The 26,155-nt window shown below is 46.0% G+C and carries 23 protein-coding genes; 8 read left to right on the top strand and 15 right to left on the bottom strand.

All coding sequences use genetic code 11. The features are described 5' to 3' along the window. Positions 1-232 precede the first annotated feature (232 nt). The 10 genes from CSH93_RS11785 to gmk form a co-directional block, all read right to left on the bottom strand. Positions 233-1,414 carry a BaiN/RdsA family NAD(P)/FAD-dependent oxidoreductase gene (locus CSH93_RS11785; RefSeq protein ID WP_100643474.1) on the bottom strand — a complete coding sequence of 394 codons (1,182 nt, stop codon included), beginning with the start codon at positions 1,412-1,414 and terminating at the stop codon, positions 233-235. Between the two features lie 100 nt (positions 1,415-1,514). Beyond that, positions 1,515-1,988 (bottom strand): peroxiredoxin, encoded by a 474-nt coding sequence (locus CSH93_RS11780; RefSeq protein WP_100643473.1) that lies wholly within the window; start codon positions 1,986-1,988, stop codon positions 1,515-1,517. 15 nt (positions 1,989-2,003) lie between these two features. Next, the gene (locus tag CSH93_RS11775; RefSeq protein WP_240615589.1) at positions 2,004-2,816 is read right to left on the bottom strand and encodes a class I SAM-dependent methyltransferase; all 813 of its coding nucleotides are present in this window, start codon (positions 2,814-2,816) and stop codon (positions 2,004-2,006) included. Continuing rightward, complete coding sequence (recG, locus tag CSH93_RS11770) at positions 2,803-4,881, bottom strand: ATP-dependent DNA helicase RecG (protein ID WP_100643472.1); 2,079 nt, start codon at positions 4,879-4,881, stop codon at positions 2,803-2,805. The genes CSH93_RS11775 and recG overlap by 14 nt, the downstream gene beginning before the upstream one ends. Positions 4,882-5,106: 225 nt before the next feature. Continuing rightward, positions 5,107-5,736, bottom strand: a complete 630-nt coding sequence (locus CSH93_RS11765; RefSeq protein WP_100643471.1) for a peroxiredoxin-like family protein — start codon at positions 5,734-5,736, stop codon at positions 5,107-5,109. Positions 5,737-5,807: 71 nt separating this feature from the next. Next, complete coding sequence (gene trmH, locus CSH93_RS11760) at positions 5,808-6,518, bottom strand: tRNA (guanosine(18)-2'-O)-methyltransferase TrmH (protein WP_100643977.1); 711 nt, start codon at positions 6,516-6,518, stop codon at positions 5,808-5,810. 9 nt (positions 6,519-6,527) lie between these two features. Next, entirely contained in the window at positions 6,528-6,914 is a 387-nt protein-coding gene (locus CSH93_RS11755; protein WP_100643470.1) for a RidA family protein, read from the bottom strand. Positions 6,915-6,932: 18 nt separating this feature from the next. After that, entirely contained in the window at positions 6,933-9,050 is a 2,118-nt protein-coding gene (gene spoT / locus CSH93_RS11750) for a bifunctional GTP diphosphokinase/guanosine-3',5'-bis pyrophosphate 3'-pyrophosphohydrolase (protein ID WP_100643469.1), read from the bottom strand. Positions 9,051-9,163: 113 nt separating this feature from the next. Then, entirely contained in the window at positions 9,164-9,433 is a 270-nt protein-coding gene (gene rpoZ / locus CSH93_RS11745; protein WP_100643468.1) for a DNA-directed RNA polymerase subunit omega, read from the bottom strand. Between the two features lie 75 nt (positions 9,434-9,508). Next, on the bottom strand, positions 9,509-10,153 hold the full coding sequence (gmk, locus tag CSH93_RS11740; RefSeq protein ID WP_100643976.1) for a guanylate kinase: 645 nt from the start codon (positions 10,151-10,153) through the stop codon (positions 9,509-9,511). A gap of 154 nt (positions 10,154-10,307) precedes the next feature. On the opposite strand from gmk, the gene CSH93_RS11735 reads away from it, so the two are divergent. Together CSH93_RS11735 and CSH93_RS11730 are read left to right on the top strand one after the other, a co-directional pair. Then, positions 10,308-10,976, top strand: coding sequence for an alpha/beta hydrolase (locus tag CSH93_RS11735; protein WP_100643467.1), 669 nt, complete (start codon positions 10,308-10,310; stop codon positions 10,974-10,976). 96 nt (positions 10,977-11,072) lie between these two features. Then, the gene (locus CSH93_RS11730; protein ID WP_164078358.1) at positions 11,073-11,531 is read left to right on the top strand and encodes a YHS domain-containing (seleno)protein; all 459 of its coding nucleotides are present in this window, start codon (positions 11,073-11,075) and stop codon (positions 11,529-11,531) included. Positions 11,532-11,547: 16 nt separating this feature from the next. Here CSH93_RS11730 and CSH93_RS11725 read toward each other — a convergent pair whose 3' ends face one another. Continuing rightward, the gene (locus CSH93_RS11725; protein WP_100643466.1) at positions 11,548-13,083 is read right to left on the bottom strand and encodes a hybrid sensor histidine kinase/response regulator; all 1,536 of its coding nucleotides are present in this window, start codon (positions 13,081-13,083) and stop codon (positions 11,548-11,550) included. A 258-nt stretch (positions 13,084-13,341) separates the two neighbouring features. On the opposite strand from CSH93_RS11725, the gene hemC reads away from it, so the two are divergent. The 4 genes from hemC to CSH93_RS11705 are packed head-to-tail and all read left to right on the top strand — an operon-like array spanning position 13,342 to position 17,366. Then, positions 13,342-14,274: a hydroxymethylbilane synthase gene (gene hemC, locus CSH93_RS11720; protein ID WP_240615608.1), complete on the top strand. Its 933-nt coding sequence runs from the start codon at positions 13,342-13,344 to the stop codon at positions 14,272-14,274. A gap of 6 nt (positions 14,275-14,280) precedes the next feature. After that, positions 14,281-15,015, top strand: a complete 735-nt coding sequence (locus CSH93_RS11715; protein ID WP_100643464.1) for a uroporphyrinogen-III synthase — start codon at positions 14,281-14,283, stop codon at positions 15,013-15,015. Between the two features lie 3 nt (positions 15,016-15,018). Further along, positions 15,019-16,206 (top strand): uroporphyrinogen-III C-methyltransferase, encoded by a 1,188-nt coding sequence (locus CSH93_RS11710; protein ID WP_100643463.1) that lies wholly within the window; start codon positions 15,019-15,021, stop codon positions 16,204-16,206. Next, positions 16,203-17,366 (top strand): heme biosynthesis HemY N-terminal domain-containing protein, encoded by a 1,164-nt coding sequence (locus tag CSH93_RS11705; protein ID WP_100643462.1) that lies wholly within the window; start codon positions 16,203-16,205, stop codon positions 17,364-17,366. The genes CSH93_RS11710 and CSH93_RS11705 overlap by 4 nt, the downstream gene beginning before the upstream one ends. A 9-nt stretch (positions 17,367-17,375) precedes the next feature. On the opposite strand, the gene CSH93_RS11700 is transcribed toward CSH93_RS11705, so the two are convergent. Further along, a complete protein-coding gene (locus tag CSH93_RS11700) occupies positions 17,376-18,182 on the bottom strand; it encodes a substrate-binding periplasmic protein (protein WP_164078357.1) in 807 nt (268 codons plus the stop codon). A 199-nt stretch (positions 18,183-18,381) separates the two neighbouring features. On the opposite strand from CSH93_RS11700, the gene CSH93_RS11695 reads away from it, so the two are divergent. Beyond that, on the top strand, positions 18,382-19,086 hold the full coding sequence (locus tag CSH93_RS11695) for a substrate-binding periplasmic protein (protein ID WP_100643460.1): 705 nt from the start codon (positions 18,382-18,384) through the stop codon (positions 19,084-19,086). A 96-nt stretch (positions 19,087-19,182) separates the two neighbouring features. Here CSH93_RS11695 and CSH93_RS11690 read toward each other — a convergent pair whose 3' ends face one another. Continuing rightward, positions 19,183-21,819, bottom strand: a complete 2,637-nt coding sequence (locus tag CSH93_RS11690; protein ID WP_100643459.1) for a TonB-dependent receptor — start codon at positions 21,817-21,819, stop codon at positions 19,183-19,185. Positions 21,820-22,007: 188 nt separating this feature from the next. Here CSH93_RS11690 and CSH93_RS11685 point away from each other — a divergent pair, with 188 nt between their 5' ends. Further along, positions 22,008-23,480 (top strand): tryptophan halogenase family protein, encoded by a 1,473-nt coding sequence (locus tag CSH93_RS11685; RefSeq protein WP_164078356.1) that lies wholly within the window; start codon positions 22,008-22,010, stop codon positions 23,478-23,480. Between the two features lie 22 nt (positions 23,481-23,502). On the opposite strand, the gene CSH93_RS11680 is transcribed toward CSH93_RS11685, so the two are convergent. Both CSH93_RS11680 and CSH93_RS11675 read right to left on the bottom strand, forming a co-directional pair. Then, positions 23,503-25,071 carry a tryptophan halogenase family protein gene (locus CSH93_RS11680; protein WP_100643457.1) on the bottom strand — a complete coding sequence of 523 codons (1,569 nt, stop codon included), beginning with the start codon at positions 25,069-25,071 and terminating at the stop codon, positions 23,503-23,505. A gap of 6 nt (positions 25,072-25,077) precedes the next feature. After that, the gene (locus CSH93_RS11675) at positions 25,078-26,112 is read right to left on the bottom strand and encodes a LacI family DNA-binding transcriptional regulator (RefSeq protein WP_100643456.1); all 1,035 of its coding nucleotides are present in this window, start codon (positions 26,110-26,112) and stop codon (positions 25,078-25,080) included. Between the last annotated feature and the right edge of the window lie 43 nt (positions 26,113-26,155).

Below are 26,155 nucleotides of genomic sequence, written 5' to 3'. Positions count from 1 at the left end.
AACCGACAAATCCGCCATTAGCTATCGATCAACGCCCGGCAAATTAGACAGAAGCCGACACTACCTTGCGTATGTAATAACAAATCACGCACATAATAATATGTATTTTTGAGTGCTAGCAATACGCAGATTGCAACTAGGCGGCTAAGCTATTCTAACTAGGCTGCAAACTTATTGCAGACATACAGGTTCTGCTATCAAAGGACTGATAATGAATATGCGAAAACAAAAATTAAACATATTGCCCAGCGACCCAACCGCTGGACCAGGCCCATTGGAAGTTGTAGCCGCCCAGCCAGCCCGTTACATCAACCACTTCACCGATAAAATAAAGACCCTCTACAGCCTTTGCCTGCATTGTTTTAGACGACAGATAATCCGTATCAACACCACCCAATGTAACCTCGGCAGTGCGATAACCCTCTGTGCCATTCGGTTTGATCTGCCAATGACTAAAATGAGCACAAATGGCCTCTAATTGCTTGGCGTTATATTGCTTCATGGGCTTATTTTCTATTCCCCACCATTCCAGCATCGTTTGTACAAAACGTTTGGGGAACCAATCAGTTAACACAGTAGACAATAAAGAATCAGCGTTCTTGTTTTGTTTTTCAGTTAACACTTTGTCGAATTCTGCGATAGGCGTTATATCAAAATTTACAACGTCACCGGGCTCCCAGAAGCTGGAGATCTGCAACACCGAGGGGCCACTTAAACCTCGATGCGTAATCAGCATACTTTCGTCAAACGCCGTATCATGACATGACGCTACAGCTTTCACTGAAACGCCGCTCAATTCAGCTAACACTGTTTTGTCTTCATCATGCAACGTGAAAGGTACCAATGCGGCCCGCACAGGTGTAACGGGAATACCAAACTGCTCTGCTACTTTGTAGCCAAATGGCGTAGCCCCCAGTTTTGGCATACTCAAACCGCCCGTCGCTATCACCAGCGATTCACAACTTAAGTCTCCTTGAGAGGTTGAAAGCAAAAATCCGGCTTCGCCCTGTTGTGCTTCTGTTACTGAAGTGCGATTTAAAATATTAACCTGTGCTTTGTCACATTCGCTGAGCAACATATCAACGATTTGCTTGGCTGAATCATCACAAAACAATTGGCCAAGTGTCTTTTCATGGTATTGGATACCGTACTGCTCCACCAGTGCGATGAAATCCCACTGGGTATAACGGCTTAACGCTGATTTGCAAAAATGAGGGTTGTTGGACAGATAGTTCTCGTGGCTCGCATACATATTGGTGAAATTGCACCGCCCACCACCAGACATCAAAATTTTGCCACCTAAGCGCTTTACATGATCAATTACCGCTACGCTGCGTCCGCGCATACCCGCTTGTGCAGCGCAAAACAAACCTGCGGCGCCAGCGCCAATGATCACGACATCAAAGTGTTTCAAAAGGGAGTGGTCTCACTAGAACAGAAAGGCCAAATGATAGCAAAAAAGTTAACCAGAGAGTTAGCGGCACCGCAACAGAGCAGTGCCAACATCAACAAAGTTACAGCGCCTTTAACAAAGTTTCAGCGTCGCTAACTTCAAAGCGGCCTGGGTCTTCTACGTTCAGGGCAACAACAACACCGTCATCCACCAGCATGCTGTAACGCATAGAGCGGACGCCGCCGAAAGTGTCAGTATCCATGTCCATACCCACTGACTTAGTGAAGCTGCCATTGCCATCAGCCAACATTAAAATATGCTCGGCATTTTGCGATTTACCCCATGCATCCATCACAAATGCATCGTTTACTGACAAGCAAATAATCGTATCCACACCTTTTGCTTTAAACTGATCTGCCAGCGCCACAAAGCCCGGTAAGTGTGCGGCAGAACAAGTTGGCGTGAATGCACCGGGAACTGCGAAAAAAGCAACTTTCTTTTCTGCGAATAAATCATTGGTGTGTGGATTTTTCATCTCACCATTGTCTAGATAACTGAATACCACTTCGGGTAGACGTGAACCAACTTCTAACATAGCGTTTTCCTGTCGTTATTTAAGGTATATATCGAAGCGATGTTTTTTACTGCTCATTGACATATTCGGTTTTCGCTCCGCTAAATAAGGGGCACTGGCCGGACGCTTCACCACAACACGCTTCTTCGCCAACACCAAAGCTGGCGCTAGTAGCGCATCAGCATCGGGGTCGACACCAAGCAAACTCTGCAGCGCCTGCATTTCTTTTTTCACCATCGCTGATTTTTTGCGGTGGGGAAACATAGGGTCCAGATAAATGGCATCAGGCTGAGCTGACTTACTAGACCATTGTGATAACAATGCCACACTATCCCCACGTTGCAACTTTAATCTGCTTTTCCAGCTGTCAGCCACATCCGAATCATGTAAACGTTCAAGGGCGTCATACAACAACGCAGAAACGATAGGTGAACGTTCTAACATCGTAACGTGACAGCCGACACTGGCCATAACAAAGGCATCGGTTCCCAACCCCGCAGTTGCATCTATGACCTGATAATCAGTGGCAGATTTTACGCCAATGGCTTTCGCTAGTAATTCACTCTTGCCACCCCCCTTAGCTTGTCGATATGCCAGTGCGGGTGATAAGAAATCAACGGAAATATCACTGTAGCCAGGTTGAGCAAGGTTACGCAGTGCAAGACCTTTGTCGGTCACAACTAATGCTAATCCATCTGCATTTGTCTGTGCTGTTGTCCACGCAGCATGATTAAGAGCGCAATCTACGAAATTTGAGAATGAAAGTTCTTGATCGAATAACGGATGGTCAGGTGACAGTTCGTTGATGACCTGAATCACTTCTACGCCTTTAGGATCATGCATTGCCATAGTGCTCTCTATACTGTAGCCAACGATTGATGATTGCTTGCGCATGGCTAGGATAGCGTTGCCACAAATCGTCAGCCAACGAGTGTACTTGCGGAATCAGATGCGCATCGCGGATGAGATCCGCTATTTTAAGATCGGCAATTCCGGTCTGCTTGGTGCCCAAGAGTTCGCCCGGCCCTCTTATTTCCAAATCTTGTTGCGCAATGTAAAACCCATCGTTTGATTCTCGCATAACACCTAGGCGTTTTGTTGCGGTCTTTGATAGTGGGCTTTGATACATTAATACACAATGACTTTCGACTGCACCTCGGCCCACTCGGCCACGCAATTGGTGTAATTGCGCTAGCCCTAATCGTTCCGGGTTCTCGATGATCATTAGGCTCGCATTCGGTACATCAACCCCCACTTCAATCACCGTTGTCGCAACCAAAAGATCCAATTCTCCCGCTTTAAACTGCGCCATAATAGCCTGCTTTTCCGGCCCTTTTAAGCGCCCGTGAACGAGCCCTACGCGCAAATCAGGCAAAGCCGTTCTCAACGCAATGGCAGTGTCCTCAGCCGCCTGACATTGCAACACTTCTGACTCATCAATCAGTGTACAAACCCAATAGGCCTGACGATTCTGCTCGGTACAGGACTGACGCACACGATCTATCACTTCCATACGCCTTGAATCAGGAATTACCACCGTCGTAACAGGTGTACGCCCGGGAGGTAATTCATCAATTATGGATGTATCAAGGTCTGCGTAGGCTGTCATTGCCAGTGTTCTGGGTATCGGCGTTGCTGTCATGATCAACTGGTGTGGATAACGGCCTTGAGCCTCTCCTTTTTCTCTAAGCGCCAACCGTTGATGGACACCAAAGCGGTGCTGCTCGTCTACAATCACTAACGCCAAATTCGTGTATTCAACACCCTCTTGAAAAACCGCATGTGTGCCGACTAACAGGTCAATTTGTCCGTTTGCCAACTGAGAAAGCACTTCTTCACGCGCTTTACCTTTTAACTTTCCGGCCAACCAACCTAATTTAACGCCTAAGGGCGACAGCCAATCACTTAAATTATTGGCATGTTGCTCCGCCAGCAACTCTGTGGGCGCCATCAAGACAACTTGGTAACCCGCTTCTATGACGTTTAATGCCGCTAAAGCAGCCACCAATGTCTTACCCGAACCAACATCTCCCTGCACCAAGCGCATCATGGGAACACCCTGTTGCAGATCATCGGTTATTTCTTGAAGCACTCTGGACTGTGCTGCCGTCGGTGTAAAAGGCAGAGAGGCTAACAATCGTTTTTCCAGGTGAGATGTCGCTGGTATTGCAAAGCCCGCCACTTGTTTGGACTGACGGCGCATTTTTAACATACTTAAATGATGGGCCAGCAGCTCTTCAAGCGCTAAGCGCTGTTGAGCCGGATGCTTACCTTGCTCCAGTTCTTCAACGGCAATATCTGGCGGCGGACGGTGTACCAACCTTAATGCTTCATCGAGCGGTATCTGCTGGTTGTACAACCCTTGTGGCAACAAATCAGGTAAAAAGCCACCACCGAGCTTGGCCAATGCTTGTTCCGTGATGTTACGCAAGGTGATTTGCTTTACCCCTTCAGTTGTTGGATACACTGGCGTGAGGCTATCTTCTACAGCCATTTCATTTTCGCTTTCACTGACCAACTTAAACTCAGGATGCATCATTTCCAGTCCATGCTTACCAGTGCGAACCTCGCCAAAGCAACGTACACGCTGTCCTTTATCTAACATATTCTTTTGAGCAGCCGTAAAATGAAAAAAGCGCAGTGTGAGAGATCCCGATCCATCGTTAATGCGAGTAACTAACATACGTTTGCGACCAAATTGCACAGAAGTAGAGGTTACTTCACCGACTACGCTAACATGCAAAAAAGGTTGCAAATCGGCGATTGGATATATTCTCGTGCGATCTTCATAACGCGAGGGTAAATGAAATAGAACATCCTGAATGGTGTGAATGCCGAGCTTTATAAGGCGCTCGGCAACCTTGGCCCCCACGCCTTTTAACTCAGTAATGGGGTTAGCTGCGCTGATACTCATGTACCACCGATTTAATTGCTGCTATCACGTTAATCAACTTACACTCTCAGTATCATGTGACGCATTAAATGGTCACATGCAGAAACGCTTGGAGGTTAAAAATATGACCAAACTTTACCAAGCCTCGCCGCGCAAAGATACAGCCAGCGAGTACAGATATACCGAGAGCACTATATCTGTTTTCAACCCGTTTATGGCCGTGTAGCACAGCCATAAACGGGATATTTACGGTTTCAGCACCTTTGCGACATTCAAAATCAATTCAGCAGAAGGACGTACCCGGAAATTCGGGTTAACGTAGTTAAACTGAACAACGCCTTGTGTGTCGACAAAGAATATTGCCGGTGCGGGTAGCACAGAGCGCATCGATTTATCTTCGGTTAAATCAATGCCATATTCATTCAAATATCTGTCAGATGTTGCCTGCTCAACATAAAAACCGATACCGAAGTTACGAATAGTATCTAGCGAAACATCAGACAATAGCGTGACCGCAAACTCCGTTTCTAACTTTTGCTCTTGTAAACGGGAAGGCGATTCGGGTGAAATAGCCAACACCTGATAACCAAGTGACACCAATTCTTGTTCGATGTCTTTTAGTTCTGCCAACTGGCGATTGCAGTAAGGACACCAACCGCCGCGATAAAACAACACAATGCTTGGCTTTTGCATGGTAAGTGCCGTTAGGCTTACGGGTGAGCCATCAGCCAACTTTAGCGTTGTTTGCGGTATTGATTGACCATTCAACAGTGGAGTAACATCTTCAGCCCGGTCAGCGATAGCGGCCCGCTCAAAGGCTTGAGCGAGGGGGATCGAAGCGCCCCATATCATCAGGCATAGTAAAATTAAACGCATGGTGTTTCTCTGGTTTGTTATTAATCAGTTCAACAGACCAGAGAGACACGTAAGAAATTTCAGTCAGTTAATTATTCGTTGTCAGAGAGGTCTTGCAAAGCGTCATTGGTTAGGCGCAATTGGTCCCACCAAGCCGAGTCTGCTTCGATTTCCCCCTCATTATTCACATAAGGATAATTGATGTTTTTTTGCTGACAGAACTTTGAGAGTCGTGGAAAGCCACCTTCAAATAACATTCGTTGACGTTCAATTTCCGATAATCGCGATGTCTCGTATAAACCCGCTTGTTCTCGTTGTCGCTGCGCCTCATACATTACCACAGCCGCCGCAACGGATACGTTGAGCGATTGCACCATGCCTACCATGGGAATAACAATGTCAGTGTCGGCCAATGCAATCGCTTCAGCAGTAGCGCCGGTTTTTTCCTGACCCAAAATTATCGCTGTCGGTTTGGTGTAATCGACCTCTCTGAAGTCAACTGCGGAAGGGCTCAAGTTAGTGACCAACACTTGCATGCCGCGCCCTTTTAGATGACCTACGGCGTCTTCAATCGAATCATGGCGACAATTCTTCACCCACACATTACTGCCTACAGCAGTACCTGCACGCAAAGCGGTTTTTTGCTGCCAAACGGCATGGATTTCATGCACGCCAACGGCATCACAGCTACGCACTATCGCCGACACATTGTGGGGTTTGTGCACTTGCTCCATTAATACCGTGAGATCAGGTTGGCGCTTATCCAATAGCGCTTGAATACGCGCATTTCGCTCCGCTGACATCTTCATAAATTATTCCGGCATCTCCATTACGCCATCGATCTCGATCTGAGCGTCTTTAGGCAGTTGCGCTACGCCAATGGCCGCACGTGCTGGATATGGCTGGCTGAAATATTGACTCATGATTTCATTCACAGTAGCGAAATTGCTCAAATCCGTGAGATATATATTAACCTTGGCGAGATCCTGCAATGAGCCACCAGCGGCCTCACACACTGCAGTGAGGTTTTTAAATACTTGATGTGCTTGCTCTGCGAAATCTTCAGACACCATCGCCATGGTTTCAGGTATGAGCGGGATTTGACCAGATAAATAAACGGTTGTACCTGCCTTTACGGCTTGGCTATATGTGCCAATAGCTTGCGGAGCACGATCCGTAGAGATAATCGCTTTAGACATAATAGTTCCTAATTAGGGTTATGACGTTTGTCGGGTTTTCGTCTTGCTGTGACGGGATACACGCTGAACTTCGGGCATGGAACGAATTTTTCGCATCACACGGGCTAAATGAACCCGGTTCACGGTCGTCAGTTGCAAGTCAATGTAATAGATGTTGCTTTCTTTTTCTTCTGTTTGCAGGCCTATGATAGTGGAATCACAGCTTGCAATCGTATTGGTTAGCGTAGCGAGAGTACCTTGATGATTAAACAGTTCAATACGTAAGGAAGCTTTAAACTCTCCCTTCGCGCCTTTTTCCCATTGCATCGGTAATACTCGTTGAGGCTCTTCTCGGGTGAGCTTACGTATATTGGTACAGCCAATTTGATGGATCACCATGCCGCGACCAGGGCTTAAAATCGCTACGACTTCATCATCAGGTATTGGATAACAACATTGCGAGTAATGCACCAACAGACCTTCAGATCCCTTAATCGCCACTTCGCCTTTTTTCTCTGGTAATTCTGCACTCTCGCCGAGCAATCGTCGGGCAACAATGGCCGACAGTTCATTACCTAAACCAATATCCACCAGCAAATCATCGAAGGTCTCATGCTTAGTTTCAGCAGCCACTCGGTCTTTATCCGCTTGGGCTATATCGTCCAGTTTTATCGCACCCAACGCGTGACGCAACAAGCGGTTACCCATGGTGATTGCTTCTTGAGATTGCTGTTTACGTAGATACTGACGAATACGCGTACGCGCACGGGCACTGACAACAAAATTCAACCAGTTCGCATTCGGTTTAGCGCGTGGGGAGGTGATAATCTCTACCGTTTGACCATTCTCTAACGGCTTACTCAATGAGTAATTTCGTCTTTCAACACGCACACCAACGCAGGTGTTGCCGATATCTGAGTGAACGGCGTAGGCGAAATCGACTGCTGTTGAGCCCGTTGGCAATTCAATAATGCGTCCATCTGGCGTAAACACATAAATCTCGTCTGGGAATAAATCTGTTTTGACTGATTCAATAAATTCAAACGAAGAACTTGCGCTTTGCTGTAATTCCAACAAGGATTGCATCCACTTACGCGCACGTAATTGCGCAGTGGTATCGGTATCTTCACCTTTATATAACCAATGCGCAGCGACACCTTTGTCTGCCATTTGATCCATTTCATGGGTCCGAATTTGTATCTCTACCGGTATCCCATGCGGGCCAATTAATGAGGTGTGAAGTGACTGGTATCCATTGGTACGGGGTATTGCGATATAATCTTTGAAGCGGTTTTCAATCGGCTTGTAGAGAGAATGCATCGCCCCCAGCGAACGGTAACAATTATCTACTGAGTCAACCACGATGCGAAAAGCATAGATGTCCATAACCTCGTTGAACATCAATTCTTTGTTCTTCATTTTGCGGTAAATGGAATATAAGTGCTTCTCTCGCCCGATCACCAACGCTTCGATTTTATGCTCATCTAAACGCGTGACCAATTCTTGGCGAGTATTCTCAATGATCGTTTTACGATTTCCCCGTGCTTGCACAACCGCAGACTTCAATGCTCGGTGTCGCATCGGATACATCGCTTGAAAACCGAGGTCTTCAAGCTCGTTTTTCATATCATGGATACCCAACCGGTGGGCAATTGGTGCGTAAATTTCGAGGGTTTCTAGCGCAATACGACGGCGCTTATCAGGTCGCAACGAACCCAAGGTGCGCATATTATGGGTACGGTCGGCTAATTTTATCAAAATGACGCGGATATCTTGCACCATCGCCATCATCATTTTTCTGAAGTTTTCCGCTTGCGCTTCTTGCTTGTTGCTAAACTGAATTTTATCCAGCTTACTTACCCCTTCGACTAAATCCGCAACTACTTCACCGAATTTGTCTTCAAGTTGCTGCTTATCAACTGGCGTGTCTTCAATCACATCGTGCATCAATGCTGCCATGATGGTCTCATGGTCCATGTGCATATCGGCTAGGATCCCCGCAACGGCTACAGGGTGGGTGATGTAAGGATCACCACTAGAACGCATTTGCCCTTCATGGGCATCGCGCGCAACAACAAAGGACTCGCGCACAGTTTCGATCTGCTCTTCAGGCAGGTACTGCGCTAGTTTGCTTTGTAGTCCTTCGAATAGATACACGAGTTACGTCATTTAATGCTGTTAATAGAGCTAGAATAAGGCCTTTGACTTAAATAACCAAATGAAAACGCCAGCAAAATGCTGGCGTTAGGCGATCTTTAAGTGCTTTTTTATTATTCAGACAGAATATTTGCTACAGAAGCAAATTCAACTTCGTCTTGATGTTGCTGATCACGCATTTCTTCCGCTTCAATGCTTGCTGCCGTAACCAAACCTTGTTCGATTTCACGCAATGCAGTAACGGTAGGTTTGTCATTGCCCATATCAACCTGAGGCGTTTTACCTTCAGTAGCTAATTGACGTGCACGACGCGCAGCAACTAACACTAAATCAAAACGATTGCCGATTTGTTCTACGGCGTCTTCGACTGTAACGCGAGCCATGTCGTTCTCCGATTATGCGATTACTTTAAAAAAGGTCGCGTAGTATAGCCTAAGCTTTGTACAGACGGTAGCTATTTATGCTAATAAAGCCGCAATTAATGCCTTATTTCGCAACTCCTGATTGGCAAGCCTCTCTCGCTGAGCAAAAACCACATTCTCTAACGCTTGCAATGTGGTCTCAAAATCATCATTCACCAACACGTAATCAAACTCGTCGTAATGACTCATTTCATCTTTAGCTTTTTGCATTCGGCCGGCAATAACTTCTTCACTATCTTGACCTCGTGCGTTCAAGCGTTGGTGCAAAATGTCAATCGAAGGGGGTAATATGAAAATACCGACCGTATCGGGAAGTTGCTTTTTCACTTGTCTAGCACCTTGCCAATCAATATCTAAAAAAACATCGGTGCCGCTTGCTAAGGTTTCTTCAATCACAATCCGTGAGGTTCCATAATAATTGCCAAAAACCTCGGCCCACTCAAAAAAGGCGCCTTGTTCAATCAATGCTTCAAATGCCTCTCGCGTAACAAAATGATAGTGTTCGCCATCGACTTCGCCCGGCCGGGGTTGACGAGTAGTATGTGATACAGACACCTGTAACTGCCCGTTATTGGCCTGTGCCGATGCTGCATGCTTATTTAGCAATGCTTTGATCAGACTTGATTTACCAGCGCCGGATGGTGCTGACAGAATAAATAAGTTTCCGAGTAACTGAACCATAATCGAAATTAAGACGTTGAATAATGAGCAATCAGCTCTGGTGAAAAATGCTGATGCAATGGTAGCATAAGCGAACCAAAAGCGTGAGTTAGCCATGCGCTAAATAAATGGCTTACTGTTTACATCAATACAATAACGAAAAAGGATGTTTGTCATGACTGACGCACTCCCGTATGTCGACGTACCTGCGTCTGGTGAGCAGACTGCAACGGTGATTTGGTTACACGGTTTAGGTGATTCTGGAAATGGATTTGCGCCGATCGTGCCAGAACTACGATTACCTCAGTCCAACGGCATTCGTTTTATCTTCCCTCATGCTCCGGTGAGAAAAGTCACCATTAATAACGGCATGCCTATGCGAGCATGGTATGACATTAAGAGTTTAGATTTTAATTCTCGTGCAGATATTGAAGGTGTTAATGAGTCTGCAGAACAGGTTCAGCAATTGATCGATGCTGAAATTGCCGCAGGGATACCCAGTTCACGTATTGTTGTTGCAGGCTTTTCACAAGGCGGCGTCATCGCCTTACATATTGCAACTCGCTCGAATACCACATTTGCAGGTGTCATGGCGCTGAGTACTTATCTGTGTGAGCCCGATCAACTCGAAAGCAAGAAAACCGACGCGAATATCAATACGCCGATGTTATTTTGTCATGGTCAACAAGATGAAGTAGTGCCTATGTTCTTAGGCCATTCAGCGTATCAGTCAGTAAAAGCGAATGGCTATCAAGCAGATTGGAAAGAGTATGTGATGCAGCACAATGTATGCATGCAGGAAGTCAATGATATATCTCATTGGATACAGAAAGTACTGGCTTAATCTGTAGTAAATTGCACTCTGCGCAAATAATTTGAAAGTACCCTGCTATTTTGCCGGTTATGTAAGTAACCGAAATGATATTAAGCAGGGTTTTTTATGCAAATCTCACAACTACTTCGTCGCCTTTGGGTCATTATTGGCTTAACCATGCTGTGCCACAGCGCAATAGCGGCGCCCGCCATTGAAACGGGCCTTTTCAATAATAAAGCCATATACGGCTATGATACTGTTGCGTACTTTACGGTAGGTGAAGCAGTAAAAGGGAAAGATGCATTCACTACACAATGGCGTGGTGCTGATTGGTACTTCTCCACTCAACAGCATCTGGATTTATTTGTCGCCGATCCTAAAAAATATGCACCACAATATGGTGGCTATTGTGCCTACGCCATGTCTGATGGACGTTTAGTGGGTATAGATGAAGACGCCTTTACCATCGTCGACGGTAAACTGTATTTGAATTACAGCAAGAGCGTTATGAAGGAATGGAACGCAAATGCAGCTGAATATATACAGCAAGCTGATTCACATTATCCTACCGTGATTGACGAATAAGACCCGAATGGCCCAATTAAGAACCGTTTAGGGTAGTAAATTGGGCCATCACTTCAGCCATCTTATCTATCAGCTGTTCGGATTTAAATGGCTTCTGTAACGAGATATTGCCCATTCCGGAAACGTGAATAGGCTCAGCATAGCCTGATGTAATCACAACCGGTAAATCATGAGAAAATTGCTTGGCTATGTCATGCCCTTGGATATTGCCGGGCATCACTTCATCCGTCACGACAATGTCAATATTGGTAAGGTTTTGTTCAATAAACGACTGTGCTTTAGCTGGCTGGCCAAATGAAAGAACTGTATGCCCAAGGCTAACGAGCAACTTCTGTGTGATATCCAATAAGTCTCTTTCGTCATCGATTAATACGACCGTCAATGGCTCTTCGATAGCTTCAAACGTTAAATGGTTATTCAGTTTCGTAGGGCGTTTAATAAAATGACGGTCGGGGATCCAAATACTAAAACAGGAGCCTTTTCCAGGACGGGAGCATAGTGACAAACCATACTCATTGCGGACTGCGAAGCCGTAAACCATCGCCAATCCAAGACCACTTCCTTTGCCCACATATGATTTGAAGGGTAAAAATATATCTTCGAAGCGGTCTTGTGCAATACCGCACCCTGTATCTTCAACTTCAATCGCTAAATATCGTTCTGACAGCAAAGGGGTATTCACAAAGAAACGCTCATGCATCGCGGAGGCATCGCGCAATTGAATGCGAATATCGATGTTGCCGTGATGCTCAATTGCATTTCTAGCGTTCAGTACTAGGTTTAAAACCGCGTCTTCAAGTTCATACTTATCAAGTAGCTCTTCTAACGTTTCATCCACTTGCCAGCGCAGTGCAATGTTGCTGGGTATGACTTCTTGTAACAGCAATTGCATTTCTGAAAACAACTCTCTAGTTGTCACCATTTCCGTTTTTGGTGACGAATCGCCAGGTCGTTTCAGCAATTTGCTGGTTAAGCTCGATGCGCGCTGAACTGACGCTGCAATCTTTTCAATAGCAGGCCGCAGTTCTGGTTGCGAATTCAGTTGAGCCAACACTTCTTGGTTACCCGAAATAATGGTCAGAATATTATTAAAATCATGCGCGATCCCAGCAGACAAATTACCAATTAATTCATTGCGACGCATACGCGCTATGGTATCGGCTTGTTCTTTTTTATTGGTGATGTCGCGTGTAACGGCAATCATTTCAGTGACGGTTTGTCCATCCTGATGGAACAAAGGAACGGCCACTTGATGCATCCAACGGCGCTTACCATTGAGGCCGATAATTTCAAACTCCTGATCGACGGTTTCACCATCAAATACACGCCTCACGCCGTCTTTGAATTGTTCATGGTAGGCGGGATCAATTAACTCCAACACAGATTGACCTTTCACCTGTTCAAACGATTCTGCGCCTATGAGCTGCAGGCCGGCTGGATTCATATCGGTTAAGCGACAATTAATATCCACCCCTTTAATGCACTCATTAATTGAGCGCACTATTGCTTCTAGACGGTGTGGATCAGATACTGGATAGTGAGGTGAAGACATTACATGAACCTACATTCCTTTTAGGTTTCGACACGATCAAGTGTAGTTGAGGATCAGGTTTTGTGCATAAAATACTAGACAACACATTGGTAAAAAAATGTGTCATTCACGCAACATCAGCCAATCTTGCCTCAAAAAAAGCATCTTCAAATGGCACACATATCCAAGGCATGAACACAACGCGAAATCGCGCGCAATAGCTGTCGAACCCTCACATTTCGGTTACACTGTATCAATGTCGTATCAGTAATTTGGATTATTGTGAGTTTTAACAGAACCATTCGTATCGCCACGCGCAAAAGCGCCCTTGCATTATGGCAGGCAGAATTTGTCAAAGCCCAGCTAGAGCATCATCATCCGGGCTTGCAGGTAGAATTGGTCCCCATGTCAACACAAGGCGACAGGATCCTTGATACACCGCTTGCAAAAATAGGCGGGAAAGGGCTTTTCATTAAAGAACTGGAAGTCGCGATGCAAGAAAATAGAGCTGACATAGCCGTGCATTCGATGAAAGATGTGCCCGTCGAGTTTCCCGAAGGCTTTGGTCTATATGCTATTTGTGAACGCGAAAATCCATTTGATGCATTCGTTTCAAATCACTATGAAACCCTTGAGTCTCTCCCTCAAGGAGCAGTCGTAGGTACTTCTAGCTTGCGCCGTCAGTGCCAAATTCGCCACCATCGACCTGATTTAGTAATTAGAGATCTGCGAGGCAATGTTAACACGCGCTTAAGCAAACTTGATGATGGCCAGTATGACGCTATCATCCTTGCCGCTGCAGGGCTTATCCGATTGAATATGCACGCGCGTATACGCAATACATTACCGTCGTCTATTTCATTACCTGCGGTCGGGCAAGGTGCAGTCGGAATTGAGTGCCGTGATGATGACCCCGAATTACACACGATATTAAAGCCACTGCAGCACGATGAGACATACCACCGAGTCATAGCTGAGCGTGCAATGAATGCACGTCTGGAAGGTGGCTGTCAGGTGCCCATTGGTAGCTTTGCCGAGATTTGTGACGCAACACTCACCTTACGGGGTCTAGTCGGCAGCCCTGATGGCAAAACGCGCCTAATGGCAGAAGCCTGTGGTGATGTAACTAATGCAGCAGCAATTGGTCGGGAAGTGGCCGAAGCTCTGTTGGCTCAAGGCGCTGGAAAAATATTGTCGGAGTTGGGTGGCTAAATATTCATGATGCTTGTACTTATTCGACCGCTACAAACCTTATCAGACAGTTTGGCGCAATTTGAGCGGGCAGGTTTACCGCTCGCTTGTCAAGGGATTGCGCTGCAAGATATTTGTGTTAGCGAAGAAGGTAAGTTAACACTTACCAACTCATTAAGTGAAAGCATCAAACCCGTTGATGTGATGATTGTCACCAGTCAGCATGCCGCTGATGTATTAGTCCCGATTTTTCGTCACCTGCCGCCGAAACTATTGCCCAAAACAATTATTGCTATCGGAGACAAAACACGTGCGGCGATGGCCGAATATGCACCATTTTGTGTAGTCCCTGATGAACACACTTCTGAAGGCGTGTTATCTATGTCTGAGCTGAACGCGCCAGAACAGCAACGCGTGGTGATTGTGAAAGGTCAAGGTGGGCGCACGACAATGCATGATGAGCTTACTCAAAGAGGCGCTTGGGTAGAGCAATTTAACGTGTATCAGCGCAATATGTTACCCATTAGCGAGCCTGTCACTCAGGCCATACAAGCCGCTAACATGCTAGTTGTTACCAGTGGCGAAGTGGTCGAGCACATTCTAGAATTGATTCAGCCAACCCTACTAAGCGCTATTCAATGGATTGTGCCGAGTCAACGCATTGCCAATATACTGATCCAGCATGGCTTGAATTCAGTCCACATAAGCGCTGGCGCAAGCGACTCAGCATTGCTAAAGTGTGTTCATCAAATTACGGAGTAACGCATGGCTGGCTCGGATCCTAAATCATCTTCTAAGGCCTTAACAACCGCCCCTTCAACGGTGGGTGAAGATACCGAAAGTATCGATGTTTCCACACCTAACGAAAGTCCTACAACAGTCCCTAAAACAGGTGGCCTGTGGTTTTTTACACTGATTAACTTATTGCTCATATTAGCCGCGCTCGGTGCTGCAGGCTGGTATTATTGGACAGTGTTACGCGTTGACGACCAGCGTATACAAACGACGCTAAACCAACTGAATGAACAAAATACTATTCTATCGGGTATAGGTACTCAGCAGCGCTCGCAAGCAAGCGAATTGTCCTCACTGCAAGAAAATCAAATGGCATTACAGGACAACCAACAAAAAGCCATCCAAGAATTACTCCAACGCAACACTCAATTGCAGGAACAGATAGGGCAATTGCAGTCTCAATTGACGGAAATAGGGGGTAGAAGACCCTCTGACTGGCTGCTGGCGGAAGCTGACTACCTAGTTAGAATGGCTGGGCGCAAGTTATGGTTGGAAGGTGATGAGCGTAGCGCGTTGATGATGCTGAGCGCCGCAGATTCTCGTTTAGCCGATCTATCGGACCCATCACTAATTCCAATTCGTCAGCTATTGGCCGAGGATATTCAAAGCTTGCAACAGATTAATCCCGTCTCACCCACTTCCGTGGCGTTATCAATTTCTGGCATGCTACCACTGATTGATAAGCTGCCTGTAGACGCACTGAAACTGCCTGAACCCACCGAAGGGCAAGCATTAGAACCGTTAACCGAAGATGTATCAGATTGGTGGGATAATATTAAACGTAGCGTACGTGCTTTGATGGATAACTTTGTTAGTGTGAAACATCGAGACCAGCCCGTCGAGCCTTTAATGTCAGTACAGATGCAGTGGTTGCTAAAAGAGCAACTGAGCTTTGCATTACTTCAGGCGAAAACCGCAGCTATCAAGGCAGAGCCTACTTTGTATCAACAGTCGCTACAACGGGCGATGTCATTACTAATTGAAGAATTTGATATCCAAAGCACTGAAGTCCAACAGTTCACTCAGGCTTTGCAAAACCTACTTGAGACAGATATCAGTAAACCCTTCCCAGACCAATTTAAAGTGCAAAAACCTTTGGCCGATCGACTCGATGACCGCATTCATGCGGTATTTCGTGGTGGAGAGCAAGCATTATGACCCGCCTGATCATGCTGGTAGCACTGTTTTTGTTGCTGATGGTGGCCATGATTGCCGGCCCATCGCTGGCGGGTGAAAAAGGCTATGTTCTCATCGCAATGGGAAACTACACCATCGAGTTAAGTGTGGTCGCACTGATGTTTATCATGCTGGCCGCCGTAGTCGCGTTTCTAGTCATGGAATGGGGCATTAAACGTTTATTCAGGCTAATCTCAGGCTCTTCTGTTTGGGTTGGTGGTTGGAGCCAAAGACGCCTAAACAAAGCTTACTTTAAAGGTATTACGGCCTACTTTGAAGGCGACCTCGTGCGCGCCAATCGTTGGTTATCACGGACAGAAGAAGGCGATTTTGATGGCGTGAATTTACTCGCAGCAGGGCAAGTCGCGGCTGAACTGGGTGAACATGAGCGGGCCGAAAAATTATGGCAAAAGGCAGCCGAGCAGAGCAGTGCTGACTACGCTGCCAAGATTTGTGTAGCCAAAAATCATTTGCAACATAATCGCTTGTCAGAAGCACTAGCGGTTATAGAAAACATGAATGAAAAAGAGCAGCAACGGGTATCCAGCGTCAGATTGTGGATAGCCATTCTTGCTCAAATGGGACGTTGGCAAGACATTCAACAGCACTTGCCAAATTGGAAGAAAACGTTAGGTGATGAATACAACAATTGGGCACAACGAGCAGCCAAGGGTGAGTTTGCCGAGATAGCAAGTAAATCAGGCGCAAATCAGCTCATTCAGCACTGGCACCAGTTACCTCGAGGTATCCGTAAAGATCATGCGAAGCAAGCTGCCTATGTACAGCAGCTACTTGATCAGGGTATGCATCACGATGCACAAAAACATTTGGTCGAGTGGCAATCAGAAAAACCTGTCGATATCTTATTACCGCTGATGAAGCAGTTACAACTCCCCAACCCCTCACCGAGTATTAAACTACTAGAGCACTGGTTGAAGAAAGATGAAAATAACGTGGAATACCTGACGGTTTTAGGTGCCATAGCGTTTAATTGCGGTAACGATATTTTGGCTGAAAAAGCGCTGCAAAAAGCGATCAAGTTAGCGCCTAATCAAGAGCGACTGCGTTTGTTAGCACAGCTCAGTGAGCGTAAGCAAGATAATGTAAAAGCCCTAGCGCTTTATAAACAAAGTATCGAATAGGTTAGTAAATCAGTGGATGGCGTTGAGTACCAAAGGTAAATAATACTGGCGCTGTGCGAGTACATCCTCGCCGCCTTGATGTTGCAACGCAATAACGCTGAAACCACTTTTTTTCCATTGGTCAGTGATACCCGATGTCAATCGATGCGTTTCTAAGATTTCGTCATATTCACCGTTTTCTAGCATGCCGCTGAGCGCAAGCATGAGCTTGGTTGCGAGCTGCTGATTGCTACGTTGTACATAAAAGTTCATCACCAAATCATATTGGATCACGGTATCTGAGTAGAAAACTAAATTAGGGTATTGGTGCTGAACCGCACTTAATTCAGCCGCACCTTCAAAAATACTGAGAGATAGCGTATCGCATCGGCCCAAATCAACCATGCTAAACATAGCGTCAAAACTGCTGATTTCCACCACCGAAAGACCGGCTTCCCTGAGGATGTCTGCATCCGGCCAATGCCGCCCCTGACAAAAAATAACTGACTTCAGATCTTCCAGCGTTTTGATTTGACTGAAGCGGGCCAGATCATCACGCCGAATGACAAACCCTCTCACGCCTAAACCTCCCCGAAATAGCGGGAATTGCACAGCCAATAGTTCTTCATTGCGAAGCTGACTATTACCACTCCAAATGACATCATAGTATCCGCCCTGCTGCATCAAGTTCATAGCACGACCTTGCCCTGAAAAGGTCGTTGCCTGAACCTCATGCGCGCCGTTTGGGTAGGCTTTATCTAGTGCGGCATGCAGCACAGTCATAAAGAAATCATGACTCACATCGATGCTTTTTTGCGGGCCAATGGTTTTTATCACAGTAACCTTATCCTGCGCACAAATGGCGCCAGAAAAAAGCATAAAGAACATCATAAATAGGCAAGGACGAGTAATCAAAACAACGCCAACCTCTGCAAAAGCACACCCTAAACGTATAGACCCTTCACGGCATATTTGCCAAATGCACGCGAAAACATATACTCAGTACTTGATATAGGCACCATCGGAGTAGACACATATGCGGTTGTCGTTTGTCGGCAGTGTTTTTTTACTTGGGTTTCTAGCCATTCCTCGAGCAGACGCACTTCCCGATAAGGTGATTGTTGCTGTGCAGCCTAATCCACAGAACACCGACGGACCAGCACCCAGCAGTGAAGCACTCCTGAGTACATTAAGAAGCGTCAATAAAGATATCGATATTCAAATTTATGAGTGCCCTTGGGCTCGTTGCTTGAAGGCTATCGAAACAGGCGCGGCTGATATCGTTGATGATCTCTACCTGACTGATGATAGATTGGCCTATATTCATTACCTTCAGCCCCCCTATTCTCATCACGACAACAGCTTTCGCTTTTACGTTAACAAGACATCGGACATTCGTATTGATTCCTGGCAAGATCTTTATCATTTAGGCTTAGGTACTGTGCGAGGGTATGTTTATTTTCCGCAACTTGATAGTGATGAAAAACTCAGAAAGCATGAAAGTGTGCATATTAGTCAAAGCATTAATTTGCTGTTGCTAGGGCGTATCGACGCAATTGTGGCAGCGCCAACTTTAACGGATGACATCATTCGTCAATATGATCCCCAACATCAGCTGGTATTGGCTGATTTCAGTTATGACTATGCACAAGATGTGTATATCGGCGTATCAAAACAGTCACCATGGTTTTCCTACGTTGATGTGCTGGAAAGTGCTTTGAAAAACGTTCTCTACAAATAAAAAAAGGCAGCGATTACCGCTGCCTCAAACCCGAACCAAACTGTTATCTCACGCTCGCATCGTGAGCTTACAAATGGTCAACAGGAACACACCTCATCAATAGCGAACATTAATGCCCGCAAACCAACGTGTGCCATTCTCAGCCAATTGACGCCATGTTCCATCCCATGCGTCTTGAGAGTGACGAGCTGTCCACAGCTCATTGGTTACATTCAAACCTTGTAGATTGATATCAATGTTTTCGTTCACGTGATAAGTGAATGCCACATCAACAGACGTAAAGTCATCAATGAAGTTCGCCGCGCCGCGGTTAAACCCTTCAAAGTACTTACCGCGATGATTCACCATCACACGTGCTTCAAACGAATCATTTTCCCAATACGGCGTAACGTTCCACATGGTTTCAGAGTTACCCGGTAAGAAACCTTCTTCGCCGTTCAACTGTTCTACCTTGGCATCGGTGTAAGTGTAGTTTGCAACAACACCAAAACCGTAGCCAAATTCCGTTTGGAAGTTAAACTCAATACCGCTTAAGTCCGCAGAACCACCGTTTTGTGGACGCGTGATTTCAAACGGTTGGCTATAACCTGGTACCGTTTCTGGGCTAGACGAGACAAAGATGTATGAATCAATGTCTTTGTAGAAATAAGTTGCTGACAATACAGAAGCAGAATCGAAGTACCATTCGACACCTAGATCAAATTGGTTTGCTTTCCAAGGGTCTAGACCTGGGTTACCACCTGATCCTGTGCGTGTCTCTTCAATGATAGAAAGACCACCTGATAGATTACCGTAATCCGGACGAGAGATAGCGCGTGATAGAGCACCACGTACGATAACATCAGGGTTAACGTTATACGCTACGTTCAAGCTCGGTAAGATTTCTTTGTAGTCACCGTTGCGCGTTACTAAACGAGTATAGTCACCGTCTTCAGCTAACCAACCGCTTGAATCCAGTTGTGTATCAACATAACGCAAACCAACATTACCGCGGAAATTATTACCTGAGAAATCTGCCATTACATATGCTGCCAGAATATCTTCTTCAATCAGATAGTATGCGCCGCGATCTTGGCGAGACGCCGCTTTAACATCGGTTGGAATACTGCTAGCACCTAAACCTAAGATCTTACCCATATCAAATACAGGCAATGACGTTACTGAGTTAGGACCGGCTTTTTCAGAGAACAAGCCAGATTGAACGGTTGTCGGTAGATCTGCATAAGTCACAACATTCAAAGTCTGGAATAATTGCGCCCACTCATCAGCAAATTGGTACTGATCAAGTGATTTCTCGTGCGATTTGTACTTACCACCGACATGGACTGCGGTGATATCAGTCGCACCAAGTGAATAATTGGTATCAAACGTTACGTCAACTTGCGCAAAGGTTTCATCAGTCGCTTCAACACGTAAACGCGCGCCATTGGCAACTGCTGGATAAGAAGCAGGATCAGACGGGTCAAAGTTGGTGAATGATTGCTGCAAACGTTCGCCGGTCAAATCCAATGTCTGTGTCGCATCAGGTGATACCAATCCAGCTTCAATATGCTCTGCACCAACCTTACCGGAAAGTCCCCACACATATAGGTCGTTGTCAGCTGTTGTTTTGCCCAAACGAGCCTTAACGGTGTAATCATCACCCTGATAGTTCAAACCCAGGTCAAAAATGTCGTTGGTAGGCTTTGATTGACGGAAGAAGGTGTCTGGACCAAACCAGTATTCTGCTTCTGAAACATTAATATCGTGAGTAAGCGCTAAGCCTTGGCTGGTTTCAGCAGTTACATTACGGATACCATCAACACGACCAGGGATGGTTAGATAGTTTGAGTTTAGGTTGTTTGCTTCCATCTCAAAACGTAAGTATGAGAAGGTCAACTCTAATTCATCCGTCGGCGCATACTGCATTGTTACATTGTAAGCCTGACGCTCGCGTTCTTGTTGGAACAATGCAGAGCCAGCACCCCATGTTGCAGCTGTTGCGTTGGAGCTACCGTCAAGTACAGTAGTCCCTGCACTGAGGTAGTTTTCCATGTTCTCACGGTTTGTTGTGCGCTTTTGGCTACTTACGTTGAACAAGATGCCGAAGGTCTCATCTTCATTTTTCCAGTTATAAAGACCAGAAAGCTGAGGATCGTACTCTTCTGCCAAATCGCTGTATTGCACTTCTGCAGTCGCGAAAAATGCGTTTGATTCTAAATCAAGCGGTTTACGCGTTTGAATATCAATGCTACCACCGATAGAACCTTCATCGATGTTAGCTTGTGGAGATTTATAAACAGCAAGCGACGATACAAGTTCAGCCGCAAGTAAATCAACCGGGAACCCCCTTGTTGGCGCGTTACCCTCAAACCATTGTGCTGCAGCCAGCGTTTGACCATTTAAGGTGGTTAAGCTTAAGTCTGGTGCAAGACCACGGATACTGACACTTTCACCTTCACCAAAACGGCTGTTAAGTGCTACACCAGGCAAACGTCTTAAAGCTTCACCAATGTTCTTATCTGGGAACTTGCCTAGATCCTCTGCGGTAATAACATCGACAACGTTATCAGAAAATCGCTTTTTATTTAGATTTTCGCGTTGTGATGCGGCAAAGCCTCTCACTTCAATTTTTTCTACTTGAGCGTCGTCTGGCGCTTGTTCCTGCGCACTTACAACAGATGCAGAAAGCCCTGAAATAACGGCTAATGCAAGTGAAGAGTACTTCAATCGTTGCTGGTTTTTGCTGTTCATATTTTTATCCCGAAGTCGTAGTCAAAACAAATGACATCGCTGTCATTTTGATCAATACTAATTCGTGACACCGTTGTCATCAAGTGTTTTTTACAAAAAATTTACAGCTTTACGTGCAAATCATTACAATTGCGGGCTTCAGCGTAGTTTTATAGTGTAAGAATTCGGTAATAATGAGGAGAGCGATCATGACAACTCCCTATTCAGTGGTCATTGTGGGTGGCGGCACAGCCGGCTGGATGACAGCTTTGTTACTGCGCCAGCATTTGTCTGATCACGTCACCCTGCACCTTATTGAATCGGATCAAATCCCAACTATTGGTGTGGGAGAGGGAACGACACCTTATATTCGAGAGTTCTTTTATACTATCGGGGTTGATGAGCAAGACTGGATGCAACGCTGTGATGCGACCTACAAATGTGGTATTCGCTTTCCCAATTGGTCAACTAAAGCGGGCTACTCCAGTTACTACCATCCATTCTTCTCGTCTTTGGATCTTAAGCATGGCGATCGTTTTTTTGAGATGGCAGACCGCAGGCGCAAAGGAGAGGATGTAACAGCGTTACCTGATCACTTTTTTCTCGCACCCTATTTATCAGAAGCCGGAATGGCCCCGCATTTGCCCTCTAGCCTGTCTCATGCAACCCTCGATTATGCCTATCATTTCGATGCCGCTAAGTTAGGCAACTTTATGCGTGAGTTAGGTAAAAAGCGAGGGATACAGCATATTGTCGGCACCGTCGCAGATATCACCCGTTACCCGAACGATCATATCGACACCTTAACGTTGAATAGCGGACAAAACGTAAAGGGTGATTATTATATTGATTGCACTGGATTTCAGGGGTTACTTATAGAGAAAACGCTCAAAGATCCGTTTATTAGCTTTTCAGACAATTTATTGAATGATGCAGCAGTGGCGCTGCAAACACCGTTAACAACAGGGGAATTTAGACCCACAGAAACACGTTCTGAAGCCCTAGCGAATGGCTGGATGTGGCAGATCCCACTCAATACCCGTCAAGGGAATGGCTATGTGTATAGCAGTGCCTACTGCTCGGCAGATGAAGCTGAAGACACCCTTCGCAAAAAGTTAGGCATTGATGACAGCATAGCGGCGAAACATTTGAAAATGCGGGTAGGAAGGCGCAGCCAGCATGCTATTGGTAATTGCATGGCGATTGGCTTGTCGCAAGGTTTTATCGAGCCTTTAGAAGCAACAGCTCTCATGCTAACCCAGTTCTCGGTGACTCAAGTAGTACGCCAACTGCGCGAACTTGGGCCCCAATTGAGTCAAAATGCCTACGCCTTAGCCGTTATCAATGATGCAATCAACAATACGATAGACGGGATCCGAGATTACATTGTCGCGCACTATAAGACCAACACGCGCAACGATACGGAATACTGGTGCGTGAACCGTGAAGACACCCCAATATCAGACACACTAGACGCTATAATGTGCCAGTGGCGCTCTGGACAAAGCCTCCAACCCGTTTTGGAGCAATATCAGGAGAAGTTAGCTTATTTAAGACCCAGTTGGTACTGCCTGTTGGCCGGTACCGGCTACTTCCCAGACGTGAAAAACCAAGTGGAAACACCCCAACCGGTTAATGAAGCACGCCATTACTACCAATCGCTACGCCAGCAATTTGCGTAGCCCTTCGTTGCCTATGGGTGTGTTAACTTTGCACTGGAAAACGTTCTTGGTTGATGCGATTGAGTAAGGCACGATGGGACGTTAACGCCCCCGTTAAACGTTGCTTGCGTTGTTCAATAACATCAAAAGCTTCATCAGCCATATCATCTTGTTGCGCATTAAGCTTTGATAGCTCCGTTAAAGCACTCGGTTGCTGCATGCCAAACAAAATAAATTCATAACTTTCTCGCGTGAACGGTTCAAAGGCATGACTGAACTCATATTTGCTTGGCACCGCGCTTTTCCACTGCGTTAGCTTTTCAGCTAGCCCTTGCGGCCAAGTACTGGGATCTTTGTTGTCGCGCCAAAATGCTGAGTCAGTGCGCCCGCTCAATACATAATGTAATTTGATAAACTCAACCACCTTGTCCCAACGGTAGGCAAAGGATTGATTGAATTGTGTTGCAATATAATCCACTTCACTCCGATCAGCTGGAAACATATCAGCCAGCATGTAACAGGATGCCTCTATCAAAAAAATCGCGCTGGCCTCAAGCGGCTCCATAAACGCCGCTGACAAACCAATGGCAACACAATTATTTTGCCAAATTTTCTCTCGGCGCCCGCTCTTTATTGATAAGTGCTTAGCCGGTAACGATTCTGCGCCGCTGCCCAAATAGTTTCGCAGTAGCTGCTCTGCCTCTTCTTTGCTTGTGTACCGAGACGAATAAACATAACCCGTTCCTCTTCGATGCGGCAAACCTATATCCCATATCCAGCCATGCTCTTGTGCAGTCGATTGCGTGAAAGGTTTTACTTCTTGTTCGTCATCCGCATAAGGCATTTGAATTGCAACAGCACTATCGGTTAACAATATGTCGCTATAAGATTTAAACGGGACATTTAGGGTGTCGCCAAGTAGTTTGCAAGCGAAGCCTGTACAGTCGAAAAACAAGTCACCTTGTATGCTGCCAGCACGATCAGTATCGAGTGATTGGATGTCTCCGTTGCCGTTTAAGTGGATCTCTGTCACGTTGGCAAGAATATGTTCTACCCCCAGATCTTGAGTGGCAACGCTTTGCAATAACTGCGCAAATTTCCCCGCGTCTAGATGATAGGCGTAATGCAACAACCCTTCATATTCAGGTGTTGTCATTGTTTTAGGCGCTAAACCTCTTTCACAGGCTTGTTGTTGCACTGAAATCGCATCGGCATAACTAATTGCCTCACCTTTACGGCACTTTTCTAACCAGTATGGCACCGGGTTTAATGGCCAACTCAGCGAGGGAGCATCAAATAGGTGGTAATAAAAGTCCTCGCTAATTTCACCCGGATTGTATCGCCAATTTACAAATTTCGAGGCTTGCTTAAAGGTTGCAGAGCATTCGCGCAAGAAACGTGTTTCAGAAATGCCGATACGCGCCAATGTTGTACGCATGGTCGGCCAAGTCCCTTCCCCAACACCAATAGTTTTAATATCCGGTGACTCAATCAGGGTGATTTTGACTGCCTTGTCTCGCTTTTGCGGCAACATTTTTGCCATATACGCAGCGCATAGCCAACCGGCAGTGCCTCCACCGACGATTACAAGTGATGAGATAGGGTGTTGCATGATGGGTTACTCGGGCACGTAGGTGGACTCGCGTACCACCAGCTCTGGATGGAAATGCACATGGCGCGCAGATTCAGGCAACTCTTTACCTGCCCGGCGCTGTTGCAACTCTTCAATTAACGTAGCGGCAGCTTGACTGGCAATCTCAGCAGTCGGCTGCGCGGCAGTGGTTAATTTTGGCCAAGTTTGCAATGAAAACGGGCTGTTCTCGAAGCCAGCAATAGCGAGATCACCCGGAACATCTAAGTTGTTTAAACGAGCAGCAAACAAACACCCTGAGGCGATTTCGTCATTACACGCAAAAACAGCTGTCGGAGGATTTGCCACATTGCGCAACGTTTTAAAGCCGGAGATACCACTTTCAAATGAGTAAGTCCCATTGACTTCTAACTGTGGATCCAAACGAATACCATGGTTTGCGAGCGCCTCACGATACCCCAATTTCCGCTCTTCAGTTGAACGGTGCCCCGAGTCACCTGAAATAAAACCGATTTGGGTATGGCCCTGTTGAATAAGGTGCTCAACGATATTCCGAGCGGCATCTCTATCATGAACAAATACACAGGGACGATTATTACGCTTGGTAGCACTACCCGAAACGATGCGCACATACGGAATTTCCAATTCGTCCAAGACATCCATAACGCTGGCCATTTCTGACATCGGTGGCGAAAGTACCAATCCCGCGAGCTGCGAGCGCTTGACCATGCGCACTATTTCGTCAGTCAAAGCGGCGGAGTTAGCATGACAAGGGTGAATGATAAGCTCATACCCTCGCGAACGGCACTCATCCAAAATACCGTTTTGCATACTGATCACATAATACGCATTCGGATTATCGTAAACGTAACCAATTGCGTAAGTTTTGGTACTCGCAAGATTTCTCGCTGCCGTATTCGGTTGGTAATTTAGTTGCGCAATCGCTTGGTTCACCTTGGCAATAGTTTCAGGCTTTACCGCAGGCTCGTTATTAATCACTCGCGATACCGTTTTAAACGATACACCCGCTAACTTTGCCACATCTTTTATTGTTGTTTTCACTCAGTCCCCTTGTAAGAGAAGGCTGTTTTGCGCCACAGGTCAG

Origin of the sequence: Neoalteromonas facilis (assembly GCF_002807665.1) — a bacterium.
GTDB lineage: Bacteria > Pseudomonadota > Gammaproteobacteria > Enterobacterales > Alteromonadaceae > Alteromonas_E > Alteromonas_E facilis.
This window is presented reverse-complemented; position numbering and strand designations above follow the sequence as displayed.